The 19,222-nt window shown below is 64.6% G+C and carries 16 protein-coding genes; 8 read left to right on the top strand and 8 right to left on the bottom strand.

What is annotated here, in order from left to right:
- Positions 1-26 precede the first annotated feature (26 nt).
- The 5 genes from ACOGJC_RS07735 to ACOGJC_RS07715 all read right to left on the bottom strand — a co-directional run bounded on the left by ACOGJC_RS07735 (position 27) and on the right by ACOGJC_RS07715 (position 5,359).
- Positions 27-2,309 carry an arylsulfatase gene (locus ACOGJC_RS07735; protein ID WP_419847922.1) on the bottom strand — a complete coding sequence of 761 codons (2,283 nt, stop codon included), beginning with the start codon at positions 2,307-2,309 and terminating at the stop codon, positions 27-29.
- Between the two features lie 5 nt (positions 2,310-2,314).
- Positions 2,315-3,145, bottom strand: coding sequence for an MBL fold metallo-hydrolase (locus ACOGJC_RS07730; protein ID WP_419847921.1), 831 nt, complete (start codon positions 3,143-3,145; stop codon positions 2,315-2,317).
- 64 nt (positions 3,146-3,209) lie between these two features.
- Positions 3,210-3,791 carry a hypothetical protein gene (locus ACOGJC_RS07725; protein ID WP_419847920.1) on the bottom strand — a complete coding sequence of 194 codons (582 nt, stop codon included), beginning with the start codon at positions 3,789-3,791 and terminating at the stop codon, positions 3,210-3,212.
- Between the two features lie 115 nt (positions 3,792-3,906).
- Positions 3,907-4,515 (bottom strand): TetR/AcrR family transcriptional regulator, encoded by a 609-nt coding sequence (locus tag ACOGJC_RS07720; protein ID WP_419847919.1) that lies wholly within the window; start codon positions 4,513-4,515, stop codon positions 3,907-3,909.
- A gap of 109 nt (positions 4,516-4,624) precedes the next feature.
- On the bottom strand, positions 4,625-5,359 hold the full coding sequence (locus ACOGJC_RS07715) for a hypothetical protein (RefSeq protein ID WP_419847918.1): 735 nt from the start codon (positions 5,357-5,359) through the stop codon (positions 4,625-4,627).
- 65 nt (positions 5,360-5,424) lie between these two features.
- Between ACOGJC_RS07715 and ACOGJC_RS07710 the strand changes: the two genes are divergently transcribed.
- Complete coding sequence (locus ACOGJC_RS07710) at positions 5,425-6,489, top strand: DUF2855 family protein (RefSeq protein ID WP_419847917.1); 1,065 nt, start codon at positions 5,425-5,427, stop codon at positions 6,487-6,489.
- Here ACOGJC_RS07710 and ACOGJC_RS07705 read toward each other — a convergent pair.
- The gene (locus ACOGJC_RS07705) at positions 6,468-7,019 is read right to left on the bottom strand and encodes a hypothetical protein (RefSeq protein WP_419847916.1); all 552 of its coding nucleotides are present in this window, start codon (positions 7,017-7,019) and stop codon (positions 6,468-6,470) included. The genes ACOGJC_RS07710 and ACOGJC_RS07705 overlap by 22 nt on opposite strands.
- A 2-nt stretch (positions 7,020-7,021) precedes the next feature.
- Between ACOGJC_RS07705 and ACOGJC_RS07700 the strand changes: the two genes are divergently transcribed.
- Complete coding sequence (locus ACOGJC_RS07700) at positions 7,022-8,272, top strand: hypothetical protein (RefSeq protein WP_419847915.1); 1,251 nt, start codon at positions 7,022-7,024, stop codon at positions 8,270-8,272.
- Positions 8,273-8,417: 145 nt separating this feature from the next.
- Here ACOGJC_RS07700 and ACOGJC_RS07695 read toward each other — a convergent pair whose 3' ends face one another.
- A complete protein-coding gene (locus ACOGJC_RS07695) occupies positions 8,418-9,530 on the bottom strand; it encodes an amidohydrolase family protein (protein WP_419847914.1) in 1,113 nt (370 codons plus the stop codon).
- A 101-nt stretch (positions 9,531-9,631) separates the two neighbouring features.
- Here ACOGJC_RS07695 and ACOGJC_RS07690 point away from each other — a divergent pair, with 101 nt between their 5' ends.
- From ACOGJC_RS07690 to ACOGJC_RS07665, 6 genes are all read left to right on the top strand, one after another.
- Positions 9,632-11,848, top strand: coding sequence for an acyl-CoA dehydrogenase (locus ACOGJC_RS07690; RefSeq protein WP_419847913.1), 2,217 nt, complete (start codon positions 9,632-9,634; stop codon positions 11,846-11,848).
- Positions 11,849-11,964: 116 nt separating this feature from the next.
- A complete protein-coding gene (locus tag ACOGJC_RS07685; RefSeq protein ID WP_419847912.1) occupies positions 11,965-13,194 on the top strand; it encodes a cytochrome P450 in 1,230 nt (409 codons plus the stop codon).
- A 24-nt stretch (positions 13,195-13,218) separates the two neighbouring features.
- Positions 13,219-13,758 carry a nuclear transport factor 2 family protein gene (locus ACOGJC_RS07680; RefSeq protein ID WP_419847911.1) on the top strand — a complete coding sequence of 180 codons (540 nt, stop codon included), beginning with the start codon at positions 13,219-13,221 and terminating at the stop codon, positions 13,756-13,758.
- A gap of 94 nt (positions 13,759-13,852) precedes the next feature.
- Complete coding sequence (locus ACOGJC_RS07675; RefSeq protein WP_419847910.1) at positions 13,853-15,076, top strand: acyl-CoA dehydrogenase family protein; 1,224 nt, start codon at positions 13,853-13,855, stop codon at positions 15,074-15,076.
- Positions 15,073-16,443 (top strand): 4-hydroxyphenylacetate 3-hydroxylase N-terminal domain-containing protein, encoded by a 1,371-nt coding sequence (locus tag ACOGJC_RS07670; RefSeq protein WP_419847909.1) that lies wholly within the window; start codon positions 15,073-15,075, stop codon positions 16,441-16,443. Before ACOGJC_RS07675 ends, ACOGJC_RS07670 begins: the two co-directional genes overlap by 4 nt.
- 15 nt (positions 16,444-16,458) lie before the next feature.
- The gene (locus ACOGJC_RS07665; RefSeq protein WP_419847908.1) at positions 16,459-17,535 is read left to right on the top strand and encodes an acyl-CoA dehydrogenase family protein; all 1,077 of its coding nucleotides are present in this window, start codon (positions 16,459-16,461) and stop codon (positions 17,533-17,535) included.
- Here the strand turns inward: ACOGJC_RS07665 and ACOGJC_RS07660 are convergent.
- Positions 17,499-19,166, bottom strand: coding sequence for an AMP-binding protein (locus ACOGJC_RS07660; protein WP_419847907.1), 1,668 nt, complete (start codon positions 19,164-19,166; stop codon positions 17,499-17,501). The genes ACOGJC_RS07665 and ACOGJC_RS07660 overlap by 37 nt on opposite strands.
- Positions 19,167-19,222 lie beyond the last annotated feature (56 nt).

Below are 19,222 nucleotides of genomic sequence, written 5' to 3'. Positions count from 1 at the left end.
CCGAAGGCCCCCGAGTGCAACCGCTGTCATTGCCGGGCCATCTCGGTCCGGGACGCGGTCTCGGCATCGGCGGCTGACCGCGCTCCGAGCTCGATGACCACCTCATGAATTTCTCCGGTGAAGTCGAACGAGCCCTCATAGCGCTCTGAGACCGGCGAACCGTGATCGAATCCGATGCTGTCGCTCAGCAAGGAGATCGACCTCATCATGAACGGCAGCTCGGCTCGGCCACAGTCTCTCCCGTCGATGGCGATGCTCAAGTTCCCGGTAGTGCGGCTGGTACGGCGGAGGCGCACGGCCAGGGTGCTGGGACCCTCGGGCACCGGCAGTTCAGACTCCACGATGGTGCGATCCATGAAAGCGTTGTAGTCGACCACCAAGCGATCATTCTGCACGAACACCGATATTCCCGCGCTGGCGCTGCCCGTGGCCCAGAGAACCCCTTGGTCTCCTGTGGCCCTGGTGATCTTCGCGGTCAAGTCCCATGCTCTTCCTCCCGGCGACGGGGAGGCCGACGATGGGATCGGGGAGATCGGCGGCCGGTACACGTACCGACGACTGGTGGGGTGGGGTGAGCGGTCGTTCGGCCTCGCCGCGAACAGCTCGATGGTCCGGTCGTCCAGCGGGAGAACCCCGTGGCGATATGCCTCCTCCCACCACAGGCCGATCAGCTCTTCCAGCTTCTCCGGCTGGTCGGCGGCCAAGTCGGAGCATTCCGAGGGATCAGCGGAGAGGTCGTAGAGCTCCCATCGATCGTCGTCGAAATCGTGTCCGTGGATGTGCCGGGTGACGGCTTTCCACCAGATGCCGTCCTGCTCGGCCACCAGCGCCCGCGAGCCGAACAACTCGTAGTACTGGAGCCGGTTGGCGGCCGGCGCGTCGGCGTCGCCCAGCACGGTGGCGAAAGAGTGGCCGGTAACCGGGAGCTGCTCGTAGCCCTTCAACGTGTTCGGCGGCGTGATCCCCAACAGTTCGTACAGCGTCGGGGCCAGATCGGAGACGTTGATGAACTGGTGGCGTTTGGTGCCGCGCTGGTGGGCCGCGATGCCGTCGGGCCAGTGGACGACCATCGGGACGTGGACGCCGCCTTCATGGGTGTTCTGCTTGTACCACTTGAACGGGGAGTTGCCGCACTGGGCCCATCCCCAGGGGTAGTTGGTATGGCTGTGTGGGCCGCCGATGTCGTCGAGGCGCTCGACGGCCTCATCGGGGGTCTCGAGTATGCCGTTGAAGAACTTCATCTCGTGCATGACGCCGAAGGGCCCGCCCTCTTGGGAGGCGCCGTTGTCGGCCAGCACCATCAAGATGGTGTTGTCGAGTTGGCCAATGTGGCGCAGGCCGTTCACCAGGCGCCCGATCTGGTCGTCGGTGTGGTCGAGGAAGGCGGCGAAGGCCTCCTGGAGTCGGCTGGCCAGCAGCTTTTGGTTCGTCGGCAGGCTGTCCCAGGGCTCCACCCCGTCGTTGCGGGGGGCCAGCTCGGTGCCCGGCGGTATCACCCCCAACTCGAGTTGCCGCTGGTACCAGCGCTGGCGCACATCGTCCCAGCCCTCGTCGTAGCGGCCGCGGTACTTCTCCAAGTAGGCGGGCGGGGCCTGATGGGGGGCGTGGGTGGCGCCGAAGGGCAGGTAGGCGAAGAACGGGCGGTCGGGCCGAACTCCCTTGCTGTCCCGGATCATCTGAAGCAGTTGGTCAACCAGGTCTTCGCTCAGGTGATAGCCCTCGTCGGGGCCCGCCGGAGGGTCGATGTGGTGGTTGTCGACAACGAGCTCGGGGTGGAACTGATCGGTCTCACCGTCCAGGAATCCGTAGAACCGGTCGAATCCGCGACCCAGGGGCCACTGGTCGAAGGGACCGGCCGCCGATGTGTCCTTGGACGGAGTCAAGTGCCACTTGCCGGCGCAGAACGTGGCGTAGCCCTCGGCTTTGAGAACCTCGGCCAATGTGGCGGCATGGTTGGTGATGTGGCCGAGCTGGTGGGGGAAGCCGGTGCAGTGGTTCGACACCGACCGCATGCCCACCGTGTGCTGAGAGCGCCCGGTCAACAGCGATGCCCGGGTGGGGGAGCACAGCGGGGTGACGTGGAAGTTGGTGAACTGGAGGCCGTCGGCGGCCAGTCGGTCCACATTGGCGGTGTCGATGTCGGAGCCGTAGCAGCCGAGCTGGGCGAAGCCGGTGTCGTCGAGCAGCACGACCACCACGTTGGGCGCATCCTCGCCGGGATGGGGCGGCTGCTCGAAGAACGGCTCCGAGTCGGCCAGGGTCTTGCCGATCACTCCGGGGAACGGACCTTGGGCCGAGGAGCCAGCCATTGGCGTCACTCCTGCCCCGTGGCGATGGTGGTCAAGTCGTCTCCGATGACGATCTCGCCCTCGTAGTGCTCGGCCGCCCGCGCAATCCACTCGGAGTACTGCTCGGCGGTGGGTGCCGGCACCATGTGGGTCAACACCAGCCGCTTGGCGCCCGCCCGGGCCGCGGTCTGGGCCGCCTCCACCACGCCGGAGTGGTAGTCGAGGATGTCTTGGATCATGTCGTTGGGGATCTGCTCTACCAGGTCCCGGCGGATCACCGATTGCACGTAGGCGTCCGCGCCGGCGGCCAATTGGTCCACGCCCTCGCAGGGAATGGTGTCGCCCACCAGCGCGGCCGACGAGCCGTTGTGCTCGAGCCGGTAGCCAATGGTGGGCCGTACCGGCGCGTGGGCCGTGGCTGCGGTGGTCACTTGAACGTCGTTGACGGAGAAGCCCTCACCGGGGGCAACTTCGGTTACCCGCACTCTCGGTCCATTGGTGAGCGCGTCGTGGTGCTCGATGCGGTAGCCGATATCCGCCTCCAGGGCGTGAAGCTGGCGCTCCACGAACTGGGCTGTGCCCGGCGGCCCGTATACGGCGAGCTCGGCATTTCCCCGGGTCATGACCCAGTGGGTGGTGATCACGTCGTTGAGGCCGCAGATGTGGTCGCTGTGGAGATGGGTGACCAGCACCGCGGCCAAGAACGCAGGCAGGGAGCCGCCTCCGGCCATGCGCATGACCACTCCTCGGCCCGCGTCCACCAGGATGTGGGTGTCGCCCGCCTTGATGAGGGTGGACGGGCCCGCTCGATTGGCATCGGGCAGCGGCGAGCCGGTCCCGGTCAACACGATGTCCATCTATTGCTCCTTTGCGGTTCCCGGTTGGCTGGGTCTATGGGATGGTGCTGGTGGCGCCGGTTGCTCAAGACGTCATCCCGCCCAAGCCCACCAAACCCCGGGCGAGCTCGATTTCACCCATATGGCGCAGTCCATGCTGGTAGTGCCAGCACTCGAAGGCGTCGAGAACGGTGATGCCTTGGGGCCCAGCGCACATCGCGCTGTAGGTGCTGGCGATCTGGGGTGGGTAGGGAGGAGCCACGATTACCCGCTCGAAGTCGGCGGGGTCCATAAACTCGATGTAGGCCTCAGTGCGGCTGAAGACCGCTCGCTGGTACTCCTTGAACGCCTCGAAGTCGCCGATGCGCTGATGGATCATGTCGCTGACCGGCCGCTCCTTGCCGTGGTCGTTGATGGCCATCTGCACCCGGGCCTGCCAGTCGTCGTTCCAGATGGGCAGCTCGCCGGAGATGCCCATGAAGGTGGCGTCCTGCATGTTCGTGTAGTGGAACAGCGAGAACGCTATCGGCAGCACCCCTTCCCGCTCGAAGTGGTTGACATGATGCAGCTCCATCGTGCCTACCGCCTGGTAGTAGAGCGAGTGCATGGTCCGCATGCGGCGCGATAGCGAGTCTTGGATGAGGTTCAGCGTGTCGACATTGCCCATGGCGGTCCTCGAATCTCTCGCATCAATCATTTGCCAGTAATACACGCAAAACTTAGGCTCTCTGCCTATGGTTCCGCAACCTTCGCTGCGCCCCTGAAGGCCCCAGTCGTCCAGCTCAGGGTTGGAGCAGAGCTTGCAGGCCAGACCGGAGGACGGCTTCGGTCTCTGACACCGAGAAGCGGCGGTGGCGCCGCAGGTATTCGATGGCGTCGAACTGGGACAGCGCGTCGCCAGCCGCCAGAACAGCCTGGCGGTCGGCGGCCTTGAGGGTGGACAGCTCGGGATCGAACTGGAGTTCGAACTGGTTGCGGAAATCGTCGCGGGCTCGGGCCACCCAGTCGCGAATCGGGGGATGAAGAGGTGCATTGTGCAACCCGGCCCGGTACACCGCGCTGGCTCTCTCGTAGAGCCGGAGCCGCATGGCCACGAAGTCGTCTATCCGGCGGTCGAGAGGACCCTGTCCGATTCTGTGGAGGTGGCCGGCGTCTCTCATCAGCTCGCGATGGCGATGGATCGCGGCCTCGAGGAGCTCTCCAGGATTGGGGAAGTACCGGTAGAGCGACCGCAGCGAAAGGCCCGACCGCTGGGAAATCTGCTCCATGGTCGGAAAGAGAGATTCCTCGGCGAACATCTGGATGACGATGTCGAGAACGTTTTCGATATTGCGCTCTCGGCGGGCGACACGCCCGTCGACCGGTGCGTCGGGGTGGTCGATATCGGTCATCTTCGTTCGACGGTAGCAGTCACTTGATCGGCTCAGCGGTCGACGACCGGGCCCCAGACCTCGAGATGGTTTGCCCGCTCGACCCGCCGGATGGTCCGCAAGTCGAGCACTAGAACAAGACCCGGGTGGGGTCGGTTAGCGATCGGGCCACGTCGTCGATGGCCGGATCGGCGATCACGGCGTAGTTGGCATCGTCGCGGACGGGGGCGCGTGCGATGAGCTCCTCGGCGGCATCCGGCGAAACAAGGTCGAAACGAGCCTCGGCGAAGCTGCGGTGATCGCCGATGCACCAGTCCTCCACCCAGAACCGTCCGATGCGGGTGGCTTCGATTCCCTCGGCCAGATCGTGGTGATCGGGATGGGCCACCACTTGGAGCAGGAGCAGCCGTTCGGGATCGGTGCCCGAAAGCTGGGGCGGAATTGGGCCATTCTCGTTTGTGAATGAGGCCTCGTTTGGGAATGAGGCCAAGACGATGGTGGATTCCATGCCCGCTTCTTTGTGGGCATGAGCCTTCTGGAAGTCGTCGCGCATGTTCATCTCGATCATCGCGGCCCTGTATGGGTACTGCGCGATGGCGATGCGGTCCCAGACCGTGTCGTCGCCGACCAGTTGATGCACCACCGGAGCGAGCAGGATGATGCGGGCCCCCACGGCTCTCAGCTCTTCGTCCGGCGAATAGACATCGTCGGCCTCGATGCCGCTGAGCGAGGTCTCCCGTCCGTCGCGGTAGTCGGCGACGGGGCGGTATTTCATCAGGTTGAGCGCCCACATGGGCCCGCCAGGCTCGTCTCGCTGGAGCCAGGACCCCAGGTAGGCGTCGTTCAGCACCCCGTACCGCGGCATGGCAAGACCCTATAGTAGTGCGCCTTTTACTGGCAATAGTTGAAGGCGGTCGTTAGGGTTCAACCATGCAATTCGAGGTCAATCGCCAGGACTTCCGCGATACCCGGGCAGTCCCCTGCCCCCCAGCCGAGCTCGCTCTGGGGCAGATCCGCTTGTCGGTTGAAAGGTTTGCGCTGACCGCCAACAACATCACCTACGCCGTGGCAGGCGACATGCTCGATTACTGGGGCTTCTTTCCCGCCGAAGCCCCTTGGGGGCGAATCCCGGCTATGGGCCTAGGCACGGTGGTTGATTCCTCCCATCCCGAAATCAAGCTCGGCGGACGCTACTTCGGCTTCTATCCCATGGCCAACGATGTGGTCATCGAGGCCGCGCCAAAAGGGACTGGCTTCACCGACATCGGCGTCCACCGGGCCCAGCACGCCGCGGTCTACACCGATTTCAGCGCGGTCAGCGGCGACATCATGTTCCGCGATGACCGTGTGGACGAGTTCCTGCTGCTCCGCGGCCTGTTCATGACGTCGTTTCTGGCCGACGACTTCCTGGGCGACCAGGGCTTTCACGGTGCCTCTCAGACCCTGGTGACCAGCGCATCATCGAAAACCTCGATCTGCCTGGCCTTCTGCCTCGCCCGTCGCGGACACCGCAGCGTGGGCCTCACATCTTCCCGCAATCTCGCCTTCGTCGAGGGTTTGGACCTGTACGACGAAGTCGTCGTCTACGACGACATCCACCAACTCGATCCCGCGGCGGCGTCGGGCGTGGTCGACATGGCGGGAAGTGCGGCAGTTCGGTCGGGGGTACACACCCACTTCGGCAACAGGCTTCAGTTCTCCCTGACCGTCGGCGCCACCCACTGGGAGGACACCGCAATAGGCGGTGCCGAGCTGCCCGGCCCGCGGCCTGAGTTCTTCTTCGCCCCCAGTCAGATCGCCAAGCGCTCCGAGGAATGGGGAGCGGCCGAGTTGACGAGGCGCATCGCCGAGGCATGGCACGAACTCGTCGACGACACCGGTCGCTGGCTCAGCGTGGTCCACCGAACGGGGCCCGAGGAGATCGAGGCGGTTTACCGCGACTTGCTCGAAGGCCAGGCCAATCCCGCTATCGGCTATGTGGCGTCGATGTCGTAGTCGGGTGAGGTCAGGCGGCGGAGGCGGTTCTTGTAGGGGCCATATCGCCAGACGAGGTCGTCGCCGTCTCGGTAGCGGGTGACCACAAGTCGCTTGTTCTGGAGGTAGAGGTTCAGGCGGCCCTCCTCAAACCGGGCTGCCACTTCAATCTGGGCGCCCCCAACGCCCTCGTCGCTCACTCCACCGGCCAGGGTGCCGTCGGCGAACATGTCGTGGATCACTCCAGCTGAGGTGATGACCACGCGGTTGCCGGCTTGCTCGTTCCGCTCTATGTGGCCCTTCAACGGTCCCCGGTACACCTGCCACACCCCTCGGAGGTCGGGGGCACCGTCCACGAGTGGCTCATCACAACCCGACAGCACCATCGGAGGCCATTCACGCCACCGGCCGGGGGGAGTATGCACCACCGGGCGATCCACCGCCTTGGACGTAGCCGACTCAAGGCTGGGCGCCAGCTCCGGCAGAAGATAGTGCTCGCTCCCGATCGGGGGCTGGGGTGGATGGCGACGCACCCGAATGGGCGCCGTCACCGTTGAACCGGTCGCAAGCCGAAGATGTCCCCAACGAGACCCCAGAGCCAACTGGCGATGACCAAGCGGACGAGCCGGTGGTGCTGACTGCCACCGATACCGGGGTAACGGCCGACTCAATCAAGATCGCCGCTGTCTTTCCCGACCTCTCGGTGCTCGGGCGAGACAGTGGCGATCTCGAAGCGAAGTTCCAAGCAGCAGTCGACGCCGTCAACCAATCGGGGGGCGTCATCGGACGGCAGATCGAGCTGATCTTCTCGGCCTACGTGCCCATTGGCGAGGCCGATGCCGAGGCGCTGTGCGTGCGGAATGTCGAGGACGAAGGGGTTTTTGCGGTGGTGGGAATCCTCCTTCGCGATATGCCTTTGTGTTACACGGAATTCAACGACACCATCGTCATCAACGCCTTCGAAACCACCTCTGAGCTGTTCGAGCGGTCGGTGGCACCCCTGATCTCGACCAATCCGCTGGCTGAGCGACTAGTTGAGGTGAACATTGACACGCTGCTCGAAGGCGGACACTTGGCGCCTGGAATGCGCATTGCCGTTCACGGGATGGTCACCAGGGAAGACCTACACAACCGCTACCTTCAAGTGCTCGATTCAAGGGGAGTCGAGGTTGTGTCCCACTCGATTCGCACGACTTTCAACGACGTCATTGGCGCCGAGGCCGAGGTGGACATCTTTGCTGAGCGCTGGTTGGCCGAAGGCGCCGAGGCGGTGTTGGGAAGCGCTCCCGAATCAGGCCTGGACTTTGTGGGGGTATATGAACGCCGAGGCATCGACTTGCCCATGCTCCTACCGGAGAACACCCACGTGGTGCCGTCGCTGATACGGGAGTCGTTTGGCTACGACCTTGCTCCCCTAGAACTGGCAGTAGTCCTAGTGCGCGATGTCGATCCGGCCTCGCTGTACCCCGGAAACGTGGCCGGGGTGGCCGACTGCCTCGACCGTTTTGAAGCAGCCTCTGGTAAGGAGGTCAATATCGATCAGTCCGACGAGGGCCTCGACAACCTGCTACCCACCCTCTTTGCGTGTCAGGTGATCGACATCTTTGCCGCGGTGGCCCGAGGAGCCGGCCCCGAGCTGACCACAGAGACATTTGCCGCCGCGGCGGAGAGTATTGGCCCCATCGAGGTAACCGGCTTGGCCGCCGCTTCACTCGGCGCCGGCAAGTTCGACGTTTCCGACGCGCCTGCCGAAATCGGGTTCTTCGACCCCGACAGGCTGGTGTTCACTAGCGCAGGCTCTTGACCTCCTTGGTGAGCGCACCTTCCATCCAGGAACATCACCACCCTCTGAAGCCAAGGCCAAAGGAGTAGACACTTCACCATTCGATCCCAACCACCCCTACTACATGGCCGAATACGACCTGGCTGACCGAGGCTGAGAGCGACGGCTACGGCGCGGTCAACACCACTGAGTCTTCAAAGCCGAACACGCGTGCTGCGTTGCCTCCCAGAACCTGGGCTGCGCTTTCGGGGTCGACGCTGGCGAAGTGGTCGGCAATCAACGCCCGGGAATCGGGGAAGGTGCTCTCGGGGTGCGGATAGTCGTTGCCCCACATCAGGGGTTCGGGGCCGGTGAGAGCGAGATTGTTGAGGGCGACAGGGTCGCTCTGGAAGGTGGCGTGGATCTGGTTTCGGATGTAGTGGCTTGGGAGCTCGGCAAGCTTGGGCTTCGCCCACCCCGCGTGGTCTCGGTAGTACTCGTCGAGGGTGTGCATTGTCCAGCCGATCCAGCCGCCGTTCACCTCCACCATGACGACGTGCAGGTTGGGGTGGCGTTCGAGCACCCCTGAGCACGACAGGAGCGCAGCGGCCCGGGGACCCATGCTCTGTGTGGCCAGGAGGTTCGCGGTCGAGGACCCCCAGCCGCGATACATGACCATGTCGTGGCCGCTGCCTTGGTGCATGGCGACTGGAAGCCCGATCTCATCTAGGGAGTCCCAGAGCCTCTCCCATTGGGGCATGTTCCATTCCGGGGTGCCCACCAGGGGCAACATGATCGACCCGAAGCCCTGGGCCACCGCCCGCTGGGCATCCTCGATGCAGTGGTCAACGTCCCAGATCGACATCATTGCGGCGCACTTCACCCTGGGCGACGTCCCGACCAAACGCTCGGCAACCCAGTCGTTGTATATGTGGCAGCAGCGCCGACCGAGGTCGCCATCGCTGAGTCGCCAGATGTACAACCCGATCGTGGGGTAGATGACCTCGCCGCGTATGCCGTCGGTGCGCATCATCTCTAGCCGATGCTCGATTGTGGCCATGGACCAACGCCGGTCTTCCTGCTCTTCGGCTGCCGCGGGGTTCATGTTCCACCCGAGGTCGCTTCCGTCGAGCACCAGGGTGTACCCGCCGTGCTCGTCGATCTCGATACGCCGGGGGGCGCGATCGCGAAATCCTTCGGGCAGCCGGTCATACCAGAGGTCGTGGGGCTCGTCGACGTGGCAATCAGCCGATACGAGAGGCGGAATCTCGCTGAGACTCATCAGCACTCCTAAGGTCATGGGGCACTCGGGCCGCCCTTCGGCTCGCAGGCCTGTCGAACATGCAACCCAGACAATAGGACAGCTACCGTTGAATTGTACATACTGAGGAAGAGTGAAGGATGCGACTCGGACTTGAGAACGACCAGCAGCTCCTCGTAGACAGCTTCGACGAGTTCTTCGCCCGCGAGTCCAGCCCCGACCGGGTGCGCGCCGCTGAAGCCGCCGGATTCGATTCCGCGCTGTGGAGCGCGCTGGCGGCAACTGGGGCACTGTCAATGCGGGTTCCCCCCCACCTCGGCGGCGGCGATGCCTCGCTTTTCGACACCTGCCTCGTTCTCGAGCGGGCCGGCCGCCACCTCGCCACCGGTCCAATTGCGGGCGCAATAGTCGCCGGCAGCCTCCTTGCCGCTTCCGGTGGGGGCGACTACCTCAATGCCGCGGTCGATGGCTCTTCTGTGATCACGTTCGTGCCAGTCCAGATCGATCCCGACACCTCAAGGGTGCTTGTCGAAGGCGGGGCGCATGCCGACGCGGTGATCCTCTGGCGAGGTGACGACCTGATTCTCGTCGCCCGACCCGAAGAGATCGAACCTGTCAGCGACCTCGGTGCCGGCGGATTCGCGTGGTGGCCGACACAGAGCAGCACCGCACTCGCCACCGGCCCAGAGGCCCGACGGCTAGCGGCCGCGGGCGTTGCCGAATGGCGCATCCTCACCGCGGCGGCGCTGGTGGGACTGTCCAAGCGGTCACTTGAGCTCGCCGCCGAGTATGCGTCACAACGGGTCCAGTTCGACCGAGTCATCGCAACCTTCCAGGGGATCGCCCATCCTCTCGCCGACGCGGCCACCGAAGTCGAGGGCGCCCGGCTGCTGGTATGGGACGCGATCTGGCGGGCGGGACAGGGCCAACCCGATGCCGCCGCGACGTTCTCGATGGCCTTCGCTTGGGCTGCGGAAGCCGCAACCCGGGCAACGGGAACCGCCTTGCACACGTTTGGCGGCTATGGCCTCGCCCTCGAATACGACGTGCAACTTCACCAGCGTCGGGCCAAAGCATGGTCCGCCGCAGCCGGTGATCCGAAGGCGGCCTTGCTCGACGTCGCCGACGGCCTCTGGGGCGACGCTTCTGCGCCCCTGCCCGAGGTCGGCGATGTTCCCATCGATTTCGGCCTCGGCGAAGAGGCCGAAGCATTCCGGCAGCAGGTCAAGGAGTTCTTGGCCGACCACCCTCCCGCTTCCTACGGCTGCGACATCCGGGGGGGATGGGACGGCCACAGCGTTAAGTTCCACCGGGCGCTTGCCTCCGCCGGCCTGGCCTTCGCGAACTGGCCGGCCGAGTACGGCGGTATCGAGAGAGGCCCGTACGAGATGACCGCAATGCTCCAAGAGCTCTACAGCAGCGGGGTTTCCCTCCACCCGATCGCCAACGCTCAAATGGTGGGCCAAACAATTCTGTGCTTCGCACAGCCGGAACTGCTCGACGAGGTCATGCCCAAGCTGTGCCGCGGCGAGGTCATCACCTGCCTCGGCTACACCGAACCGGAATCAGGATCCGACGTTGCGGCCGCCAAGACCCGAGCGGTCCGTGACGGCGACGAGTGGGCTATCGACGGCCAGAAGATGTTCACCAGCGGGGCGGACATCTGCCAGTACGTCTTCCTGCTCACCCGCACCGACCCGGATGCGGCCAAGCACAAGGGGCTCACCATGTTCCTCGTTCCCCTGAACAGCGAGGGCATCGAAATCCACCCCATCCACACCCTCAGCGGCGAGAAGACCAATGCCGTTTTCTACACCGGCGTTCGAGTGCCCGACCGCTACCGCATTGGCGAAGTGAACGGCGGCATGGGCGTGATCGGGTACGCACTCGAGATCGAACATGGCGGGGGCGGCGTGGGTCTCTTCGCCCGAGCCCATGCCGATGCCCTCGACGCCGCCGTGGAGTGGGCCCGAACGAAAGTGACCAACGGAGAGCCAACCCTGTCCGATCCCGTCGTCCGAACCCGCCTCGCCCGGGTGGCAACCCGGGCCCGCATCTCGGCCCTGTTCAACCTGCAATCGCTGTGGCGGGGGGCTGAGGGACGGCCCAACCGCGGCGAAGGCCCCATGTCGAAGCTCTTCAGCGCCGAGGCCTACATTGAGGACTCGAGCGACCTCGTGGATCTAGCGGCACCCGAGTCGCTGGTGAGCGCCGGTTCGGCCGGGGCCCTGTCCGACGGTGAGCTTGAGTTCGGGTACCGGCTATCGGCAGCAACGAGCATCTACGGCGGCTCGAGCGAGATCATGCGCAGCATCATCGCCGAGGCCGTCCTCGGAATGCCCCGCAGCCGCAACTGACATGACCGACGGAGGATGGCGCTGCTTCATGGACCCTACGCGACGAGTGTGACAGAGTAACAGCACCCGCTCTCTTGTTCGACCGAGGCAGAGACCAGCATCAAGGAGCCTGCCCCATGTCCTCAGCCGTCGTCACGACCGATACCGAGGTGTTCACCTCATCGGCGGCTTATGCCGATGTGGAGGGTTGGCACGAGACCGTGACTCCGTTGCGTCGGGCGGCGCCGGTGGTGCGGCTGGAGGGAACGGGCATCGAGCCAGTTTGGGCCGTGCTTCGCCACGCCGAGGTGCTCGAGGTCGAACGCCTCAATGAGCTGTTCACCAATGCCCCCGCGTCGTCGGTCAGCCAGGCCCGCGGGGTGCTGTCCCCCGGCTACCAACAGCCACCGATGAAGACGCTGGTAGAAATGGACGGCGAGGAGCACCAGGCCCACCGGTTGATTGTCAATCAGTGGTTCCTTCCCGGGAGCATCCGCCGCCTCGACGCCTCCATCACGGCGCGGGCCGAGGAGGCGATCGCCGACATGCGCCGACTCGGCAGCTCGTGCGACTTCGCCCAAGACATCGCCTTGCGCTATCCGCTCCGGGTAATCATGTCGCTCTTCGGCGTCCCCGACGACGACTACGACACCATGCTGCGACTCACCCAAGCACTCATGGAGGCCCATGACCCCGACTCGGCGGGATTGGGCCCCGAGACGATGATCGAGTTCTACGAGTACTTCCGGGTCTTGGCCGAGAACCGCAGGGCCGAGCCGCGCGACGACCTGGCCAGCCTTATCGCCAACGCCGAAATCAACGGTGAACCGGTAGGAGACCTCGGTGCCTTCGGCCTCTACCTCATCGTTGCCACCGCGGGCCACGACACCACCAGCGGTGCGGTGGCCGGGGGGATGGATGCGCTGATCAACCACCCAGAGCAACTCGAGGCGCTGCGGAGCGATCCTGACCTCATCGCCAATGCGGCGGAGGAAATTATTCGCTGGGTGAGCCCGGTGAAGCACTTCCTGCGGACCGCTCAGACCGACTATGAGCTTGGGGGCGTACCGGTCAGCGAGGGCGACCGCGTCCTCCTCTCGTACCCGTCGGCCAACCGAGACGAGCTCATGTTCGACGATCCCATGACATTCGATGTCGCACGCCCCAACGCCGATCGGCACATCGCATTCGGCTTTGGGCGCCACCATTGCCTCGGGGCCCACTTGGCCCGCCTCGAGGTTGCGAAGTTCTTCGAGCTGCTGATTCCCCAACTTGAGAGCGTGGACGCCGCCGGGCCCTGTCGCAATCTGAAATCGAGCATGGTGAGCGGCCCCATCAGCCTCCCGATCACCTACCAGATGCGCTGAGCCCGCCACCGAGAGGAGTACCGCATGAGTGACGCCACCGAGGAGCGGCTCGACGCACTGGAGGCTCGCCTCACCCGCGCTGAGGACGAGCTCGCGGTGCATCGATTGATCGTCCGCTACGGGCTGGCCGTCGATGCCGGCGAGGCCGAGGCGGCCATGGAACTGTTCACCGACGACACGGTGTATGAGGTGGCCGCGGTCGGCACCGGCATGGACGGCGACACGGATCGAACCTTTGTGATGAAGGGGCGGGACGCCGTGGGACAGATGGTGCGCTCTGATGTCCACCAGGCGTTGTTGCCCAACGCCGCGCACACCCCAGGGCCAGTGGTGGTCGAAGTCGACGGCGACCGGGCCCGGGCCACCGGCTACACCCGCATCTACCACCGCCGGGGTGAGGACGACTTCACGCTCTTCCGCCTAGCGGTGAACCACTACGAGTGTGTGAAACGCGACGGCAAGTGGCTGATCGACCGCAGGCGCAGCGATGTGCTCGGATCGGCAACGGTTCAAGGCCTCATGCGGCTCGGCCTCGCGACCGCATCCGACGGCCGCTCCAGGTAAGTGCGCCGGGGCTTCGACTGAGTCCCAGAAGTGAACAATCACACTCTGAGTGTTCTGTTGTTCCATCCAGCCCTCACGCACTACCCTCGACGGAATGGACCTGGAGCTCGGGCCCCATCACGCGCGGCTGCGTGAGGATGTCCGCGCCTTCCTCGACGAGCACTGGCCCGCCGATGACGAAAAGGCGTTTCGTCGGCACGCGATCGACCGGGGCCTCATCTATCGGCACGTGCCGAGGGAATACGGCGGCTCCGAGCAACCCACCGACCCGATCGCCGACGACATCATCGAGCAAGAGTTCACCGCTCGACGCGCCCCTCTGGGGATAGTCGGCGAGGGGCCCGACATGATCGTGCCCACGCTCCTCTCGCAGGGCACCGAGGAGCAGCGTCGAGAGTTCATCGCGCCCACCTTGCTGGGCGACATCATCTGGTGCCAGGGATACAGCGAGCCCAGCGCCGGCAGCGATCTCGCATCCCTCAAGAGTCGGGCTGAACTCGACGGAGATGAGTGGGTGATCCATGGCCACAAGGTTTGGAACACGGGAGCGCGCAACGCCCACTGGATGTTCGGCCTGTTCCGAACTGAACCCGAGATTCCCCGCCACGGGGGCTTGACCTTCCTCCTGATACCCATGGACCAGCCGGGGATCGAGGTGCAACCGATCAAGGCGATGACGGGCCATCAAGAGTTCAACGAGGTCTTCCTAGAAGGTGCCCGCACCCCGGTGCGCTACACCGTCGGCGGGCGGGGCAACGGCTGGGCCGTGTCGCGCAGCCTGCTGGTCCACGAGCGAAATCTGATGGGTTTCCGCTCCCAGCAGCTCTTCAACAACATCATCGACCGGGCTCGAAACACCTTCATCGACGGCCAGCCAGCGCTTGAAGACGGCGCGCTCCGCCGCACCCTGGTCGACCTCGAAGCCGATCTGCTGGCGGCCCGCTACTCCCGCTACCGGGCCCTTTCCAACGTCGAGCGGGGAAACGACCCGAACGCGGTGCTGGCCGGGGTGGTAAAGAAGCTCCATGCCACTGGTCTCGTCAAACGATTGGTCCAAGTCGGCATCGATCTGGCCGGAGCCGACGAGGCCCTGCGCGATCCTGGTGACGCAACGGTCGATCTCGGCCGGGCCAATGAACCGGGAGGATGGGCCCTGAACTACATGTACACCCACGCGGTTGCCATTGGCGGAGGCGCGCCCAACATCCAGCGCAACATCATTGGTGAACGCGGGCTGGGACTTCCCCGCGACCTGCGCACGCCAGCAGCCGAAACCGCTCGCACATCAAACCCGAACCGCGGAGATGGCCCCTCATGATGACTGGAGACGAGTACCGGGCGTCGCTGCGCGATGGCCGACGGATCTACTACGACGGCGAGCTCGTCGAAGATGTGACGACCCATCCCCGAATGCAGGGCTCGGTTGACCTCATCGCGGCGGGCTACGACGCTTATGCCGATTCCGGACCGGAGGCTTTTGCCGAGGCCTACGAGGCACCGCGCTCGTCGGAGGAACTGCGTGAGCGACTTGAGCTTCTCACCAAATGGGATACGTCACTCGTCACCACCCTGGAGAGCCTGAACGCCTTGCGCACTGCGGCGGGCCGGATGGGAGACGATGTCTACAGCAGCCGCATCGAGGACTACATCGCCTGGTGCCAAGAAAACGATGTTCGCTGCGTCCAGACCATCAGCGACGCCAAAGGCCACCGGAACCTGTCACCAGCTAAGCAGGATGACCCCGACGTCTACACCCGCATCGTGGAGGAACGCGCCGATGGCATCGTTATCCGAGGCGCCAAGCTCCACATATCGGCCGCCGCGGTCACCCATGAGATGGTGATTATGCCCACCAAGATGATGCGCCCGGGAGAAGAGCAGTGGGCGGTGGCATGTGCGGTGCCGGTGAATGCGCCGGGCGTCATCGTGCTCAACACCACCGTCTCGCCCCGCCTCGATGAACTCGACGAGCACCCCTACAGCCGGACCCGATCCATGCCTGAGGGGTTTGTGGTCTTCGAGGACGTATTCGTTCCGAACGAGCGCGTGTTCCTCTGCGGAGAAGTCGAGCATTCCGCGACCTTCGCCCACTCGCTGGGTCTGTGGCAGCGAGCCGGGGGCATCGCCCACATGGCCGAGAACTACGACATACTCGTCGGCCTGGCTCGCCTGCTGGCCGAGGCGAACGGCACTGAGCGCATCAACCACATCAAGGACAAGATCGCCGAGATGGTCATCCACGCCACCTTGGTTCGAGCGGGGTTTGAGGCCGCGGTCACCAACGTCTCAACCACCCCCGAGGGATGGGTCACCCCGAACGAGCTCTACACGAATGCGGCGAAGTTCTTCGGCGCCAAAGAGTTCCCCCGCATGCTCAGCCTCATCCACGACATCGGCGGCGGGTCGATCGTCACCGCGCCGCTTCCCGGCGATCTCGCCAATCCGGAGACCCGGCCACTCGTCGAGAAGTACATGCGAACGATGGAGGGGGTATCAGGTGAATACCGCACCAGGCTCTTCCACGCCGTGCGCGACATGACCGCCAGCGATTTCGGGGGCTGGTGGCAAGTGGCCGTGAACATCAGCGGTGCTGGCCTCCACGCTCAGAAGCTCGTCACCACCAAGCACTACGACATGGAACACGCGAAGGCTGCCGCCCGCCGCGCGGCAGGCCTCGACGACTGAAGATACGAGCTGTTCGTGTACTTCGGGCTCACCGATGAACAACTCATGATGCAGGACACGGTGCGGTCGGTGCTTGAGTCGGAATGCCCACCGCTCACGATCCTGGAACAGCTCAAAACGACAGCGGAGATGGTGGGCCCGTGGTCGACGCTCTCCGAGATGGGCGTACCGGGCCTTATTGCCTCCGAAGATCTCGGCGGAGCTGGATTCGAACTGCTAGACGCTGCGCTCGTCGCCGAGGTCGGCGGCGAAGGGGCGCTCCCCGGGCCGCTGCTCGGCCACCAGCTCGCCATGCTCGCCATCATCGGTGGAGGAAGCGACGAGCAAAAGGAGCGATGGGTGCCCTCGCTGGCCTCCGGTGAACGAGTCGGCACCATTGCCTGGGCCGAGCCGGGCGACCGCTGGGACCCGAACTCGTGGACGGTCCGCATCGAAAACGATCGGCTTCATGGGAAGAAGGTCCACGTCCCGGCCCCTGCACCGTCGGGTTTGGTGGTGGCCGGCACCGCGCCGGGTGGACTGGCGGTGATCGACGATGCATCGACCGGCGTGGAGTTCCGCGATTTCGACGGCATCGATCGCACCCGACCCTTGGTCGAAATGCGGTTCGACGGTGCTGTCGCTGAGGTGCTGCCTGGGGGGCCTGATGCGGCCAATCGCCTCCGAGATGCCGGATGCGTCCTGCTTGCCGCCGATGCCTTCGGGTGTGCCTCTCGGATCATGCGCGAGACCATCGACTACCTGTCGGAGCGGGAGCAGTTCGGCACCCGGCTGACCCAGTTCCAGGGCATCAAACACGAATTGGCCGACATGGCGGTCGAGCTGGAGCCGACCCGGGCCCTCTGGTGGTATGCCGCCCACGCGCTGGATCACATCCCCGATGAAGGTCCGAGGGTCGCCGCCATCGCGAAAGCCGCCATTGGCGACCGCGCCATGCGCATAGCCCGGGCTTGTGTCGATCTCCATGGCGCCATCGGCTATGCGTGGGAGACCCCGATTCACCTCTGGTACAAGCGCATCATGTTCGACCGGGCTTTTCTCGGCGGAAGCGGGTATCACCGCGACCGCGCCGCCGAACTGGCCGCCTGGTAAGGCAGAATGCTGCGGCCTCGGGCCTCGAACTGGTTTCGCAGGGTGGTGATGTCGTGGCTGGTCATGAGCCGATAGCCGTCGCCGTCTCTTAGCCATACGGGGTCGGGGCAATCCCACGACTCAGCCCGCAATTGTCGGGTAAGGATCTTGTTGGAGGATGTCATCGGGAGTTCTTCGCAAATCCTCACGTAGCGGGGCAGGGCCTTTGTCCCCAGGTCGGGCTGCTCGCGCAGGAACCGGGCGAAGGCCTGCGGCTCGAAGTTCTCGCCGTCCCGCAGCAAGATGGCGAGCATGATCTGGTCACCGACGTCAACGTCGGGCACACCGTAGGCACAGACCAGCGCGGCGGACGGGAAGCGGGCCATAACCCCCTCGATCGTGACCGCGGCCATGTTCTCACCGTCAACCCGCATCCAGTCGGAGTTGCGACCCAGCAAGTAGAGAAAACCGGCCTCATCTCGATAGCCGAGGTCGCCGGTCCAGAAGATGCCGCCGCGGGTCTTTTCCTGCTGGGCCTCGGGGTCATTCCAATACCCCTCGAACTCAAGATCATCCGCGATGCGAGCGATCTCGCCGATCGCTTCATCGGGATTGGCCAACCGCCCATGAGCGGTGAAGACAGCGGGATCTTTGGGCTGACCGGTATCAGGGTCGAGGACCGTGCTACCGGGTACACCCTGCCCTAGGGCGCCTGGAGGCGTGTCGGGGGTGGCAAAGATGCTGACGCCACCTTCTGACGATCCGTATGAATCAGAGACCGGGCAGCCGAATCGCTCCTCGAATCGCCGGCAGTTGAGTGCCCCGCCTTCGTTGCCGTAGACGAAGCGCAGCGGGTTCTCCCGGTCTTCGGGCGACTCGGGCGTGGCCAGCACATAGGCGATTACCTTGCCCACGTAGTTGGCGAGGGTGGCGCCGTACTTGCGGACGTCTGGCATGAACTGCGATGCCGAGAAGCGCCGGCGGATGGCCAGGGTCGCACCCCCGGCGAGCGCTGCGCTCCAGCCCGACATGATCCCATTGGCATGGAAGAAGGGCATGACGGAATAGAGGGTGTCATCGCTGGTGATCTGCCGGTTCCGGGCGATCATTGGGGCAATGCCAGCGAGGCGGCTCTGGGAGCAGATTGACGCCTTCGGTTCACCCGAGGTGCCGGAAGTGAAGATCAACAGAAACGGAGCGGCTTCGTCGATCTCGACGGACGGAGCGGCCCTGCCGGCGTGCTCCTGAACTATCCCTCGCCACCTGTCGGACTCGATGACGTAGGTGGCGTCGGCCGAAACGCCGGTGTCGAGGCCATCGAGCAGAGGCAGGAACTTCTCCTCGGTGACGAGAACAGCGCACTCGGTGTGGCGTATATCCCGCTCGAGACCCGATCCACGACGCGTTGGGTTGATGCCGACGATTGCCCCCCCGGTAATGGCGGCGGCGCCCAGCAGGAAGACATAGTCGGGAACATTCTCCAGCAGAACGCCGATGTGGAAGGGCTTGTCGTCGGGTCGATGCGACAGCAGAACGTGAGCTCGGGCGATGGCCTCGTCGACATACTCGCGATAGGTCCACGACTGCTCGCCCGCCCGCAACCCAACAGCGTCATCATCGGCGCGGGCAAGAACAAGATCGGCGATATTCAACGCAGCCCCTTTAGTCGCCCTCGCCGGATACGAAAGTACAAATATTGCGTTATTGT

The sequence above is a fragment of the Candidatus Poriferisocius sp. genome (assembly GCF_965204015.1).
GTDB lineage: Bacteria > Actinomycetota > Acidimicrobiia > Acidimicrobiales > Bin134 > Poriferisocius.
Note: the sequence above shows the minus strand (reverse complement) of the source record. Positions and strands in the feature narration are given on the sequence as shown.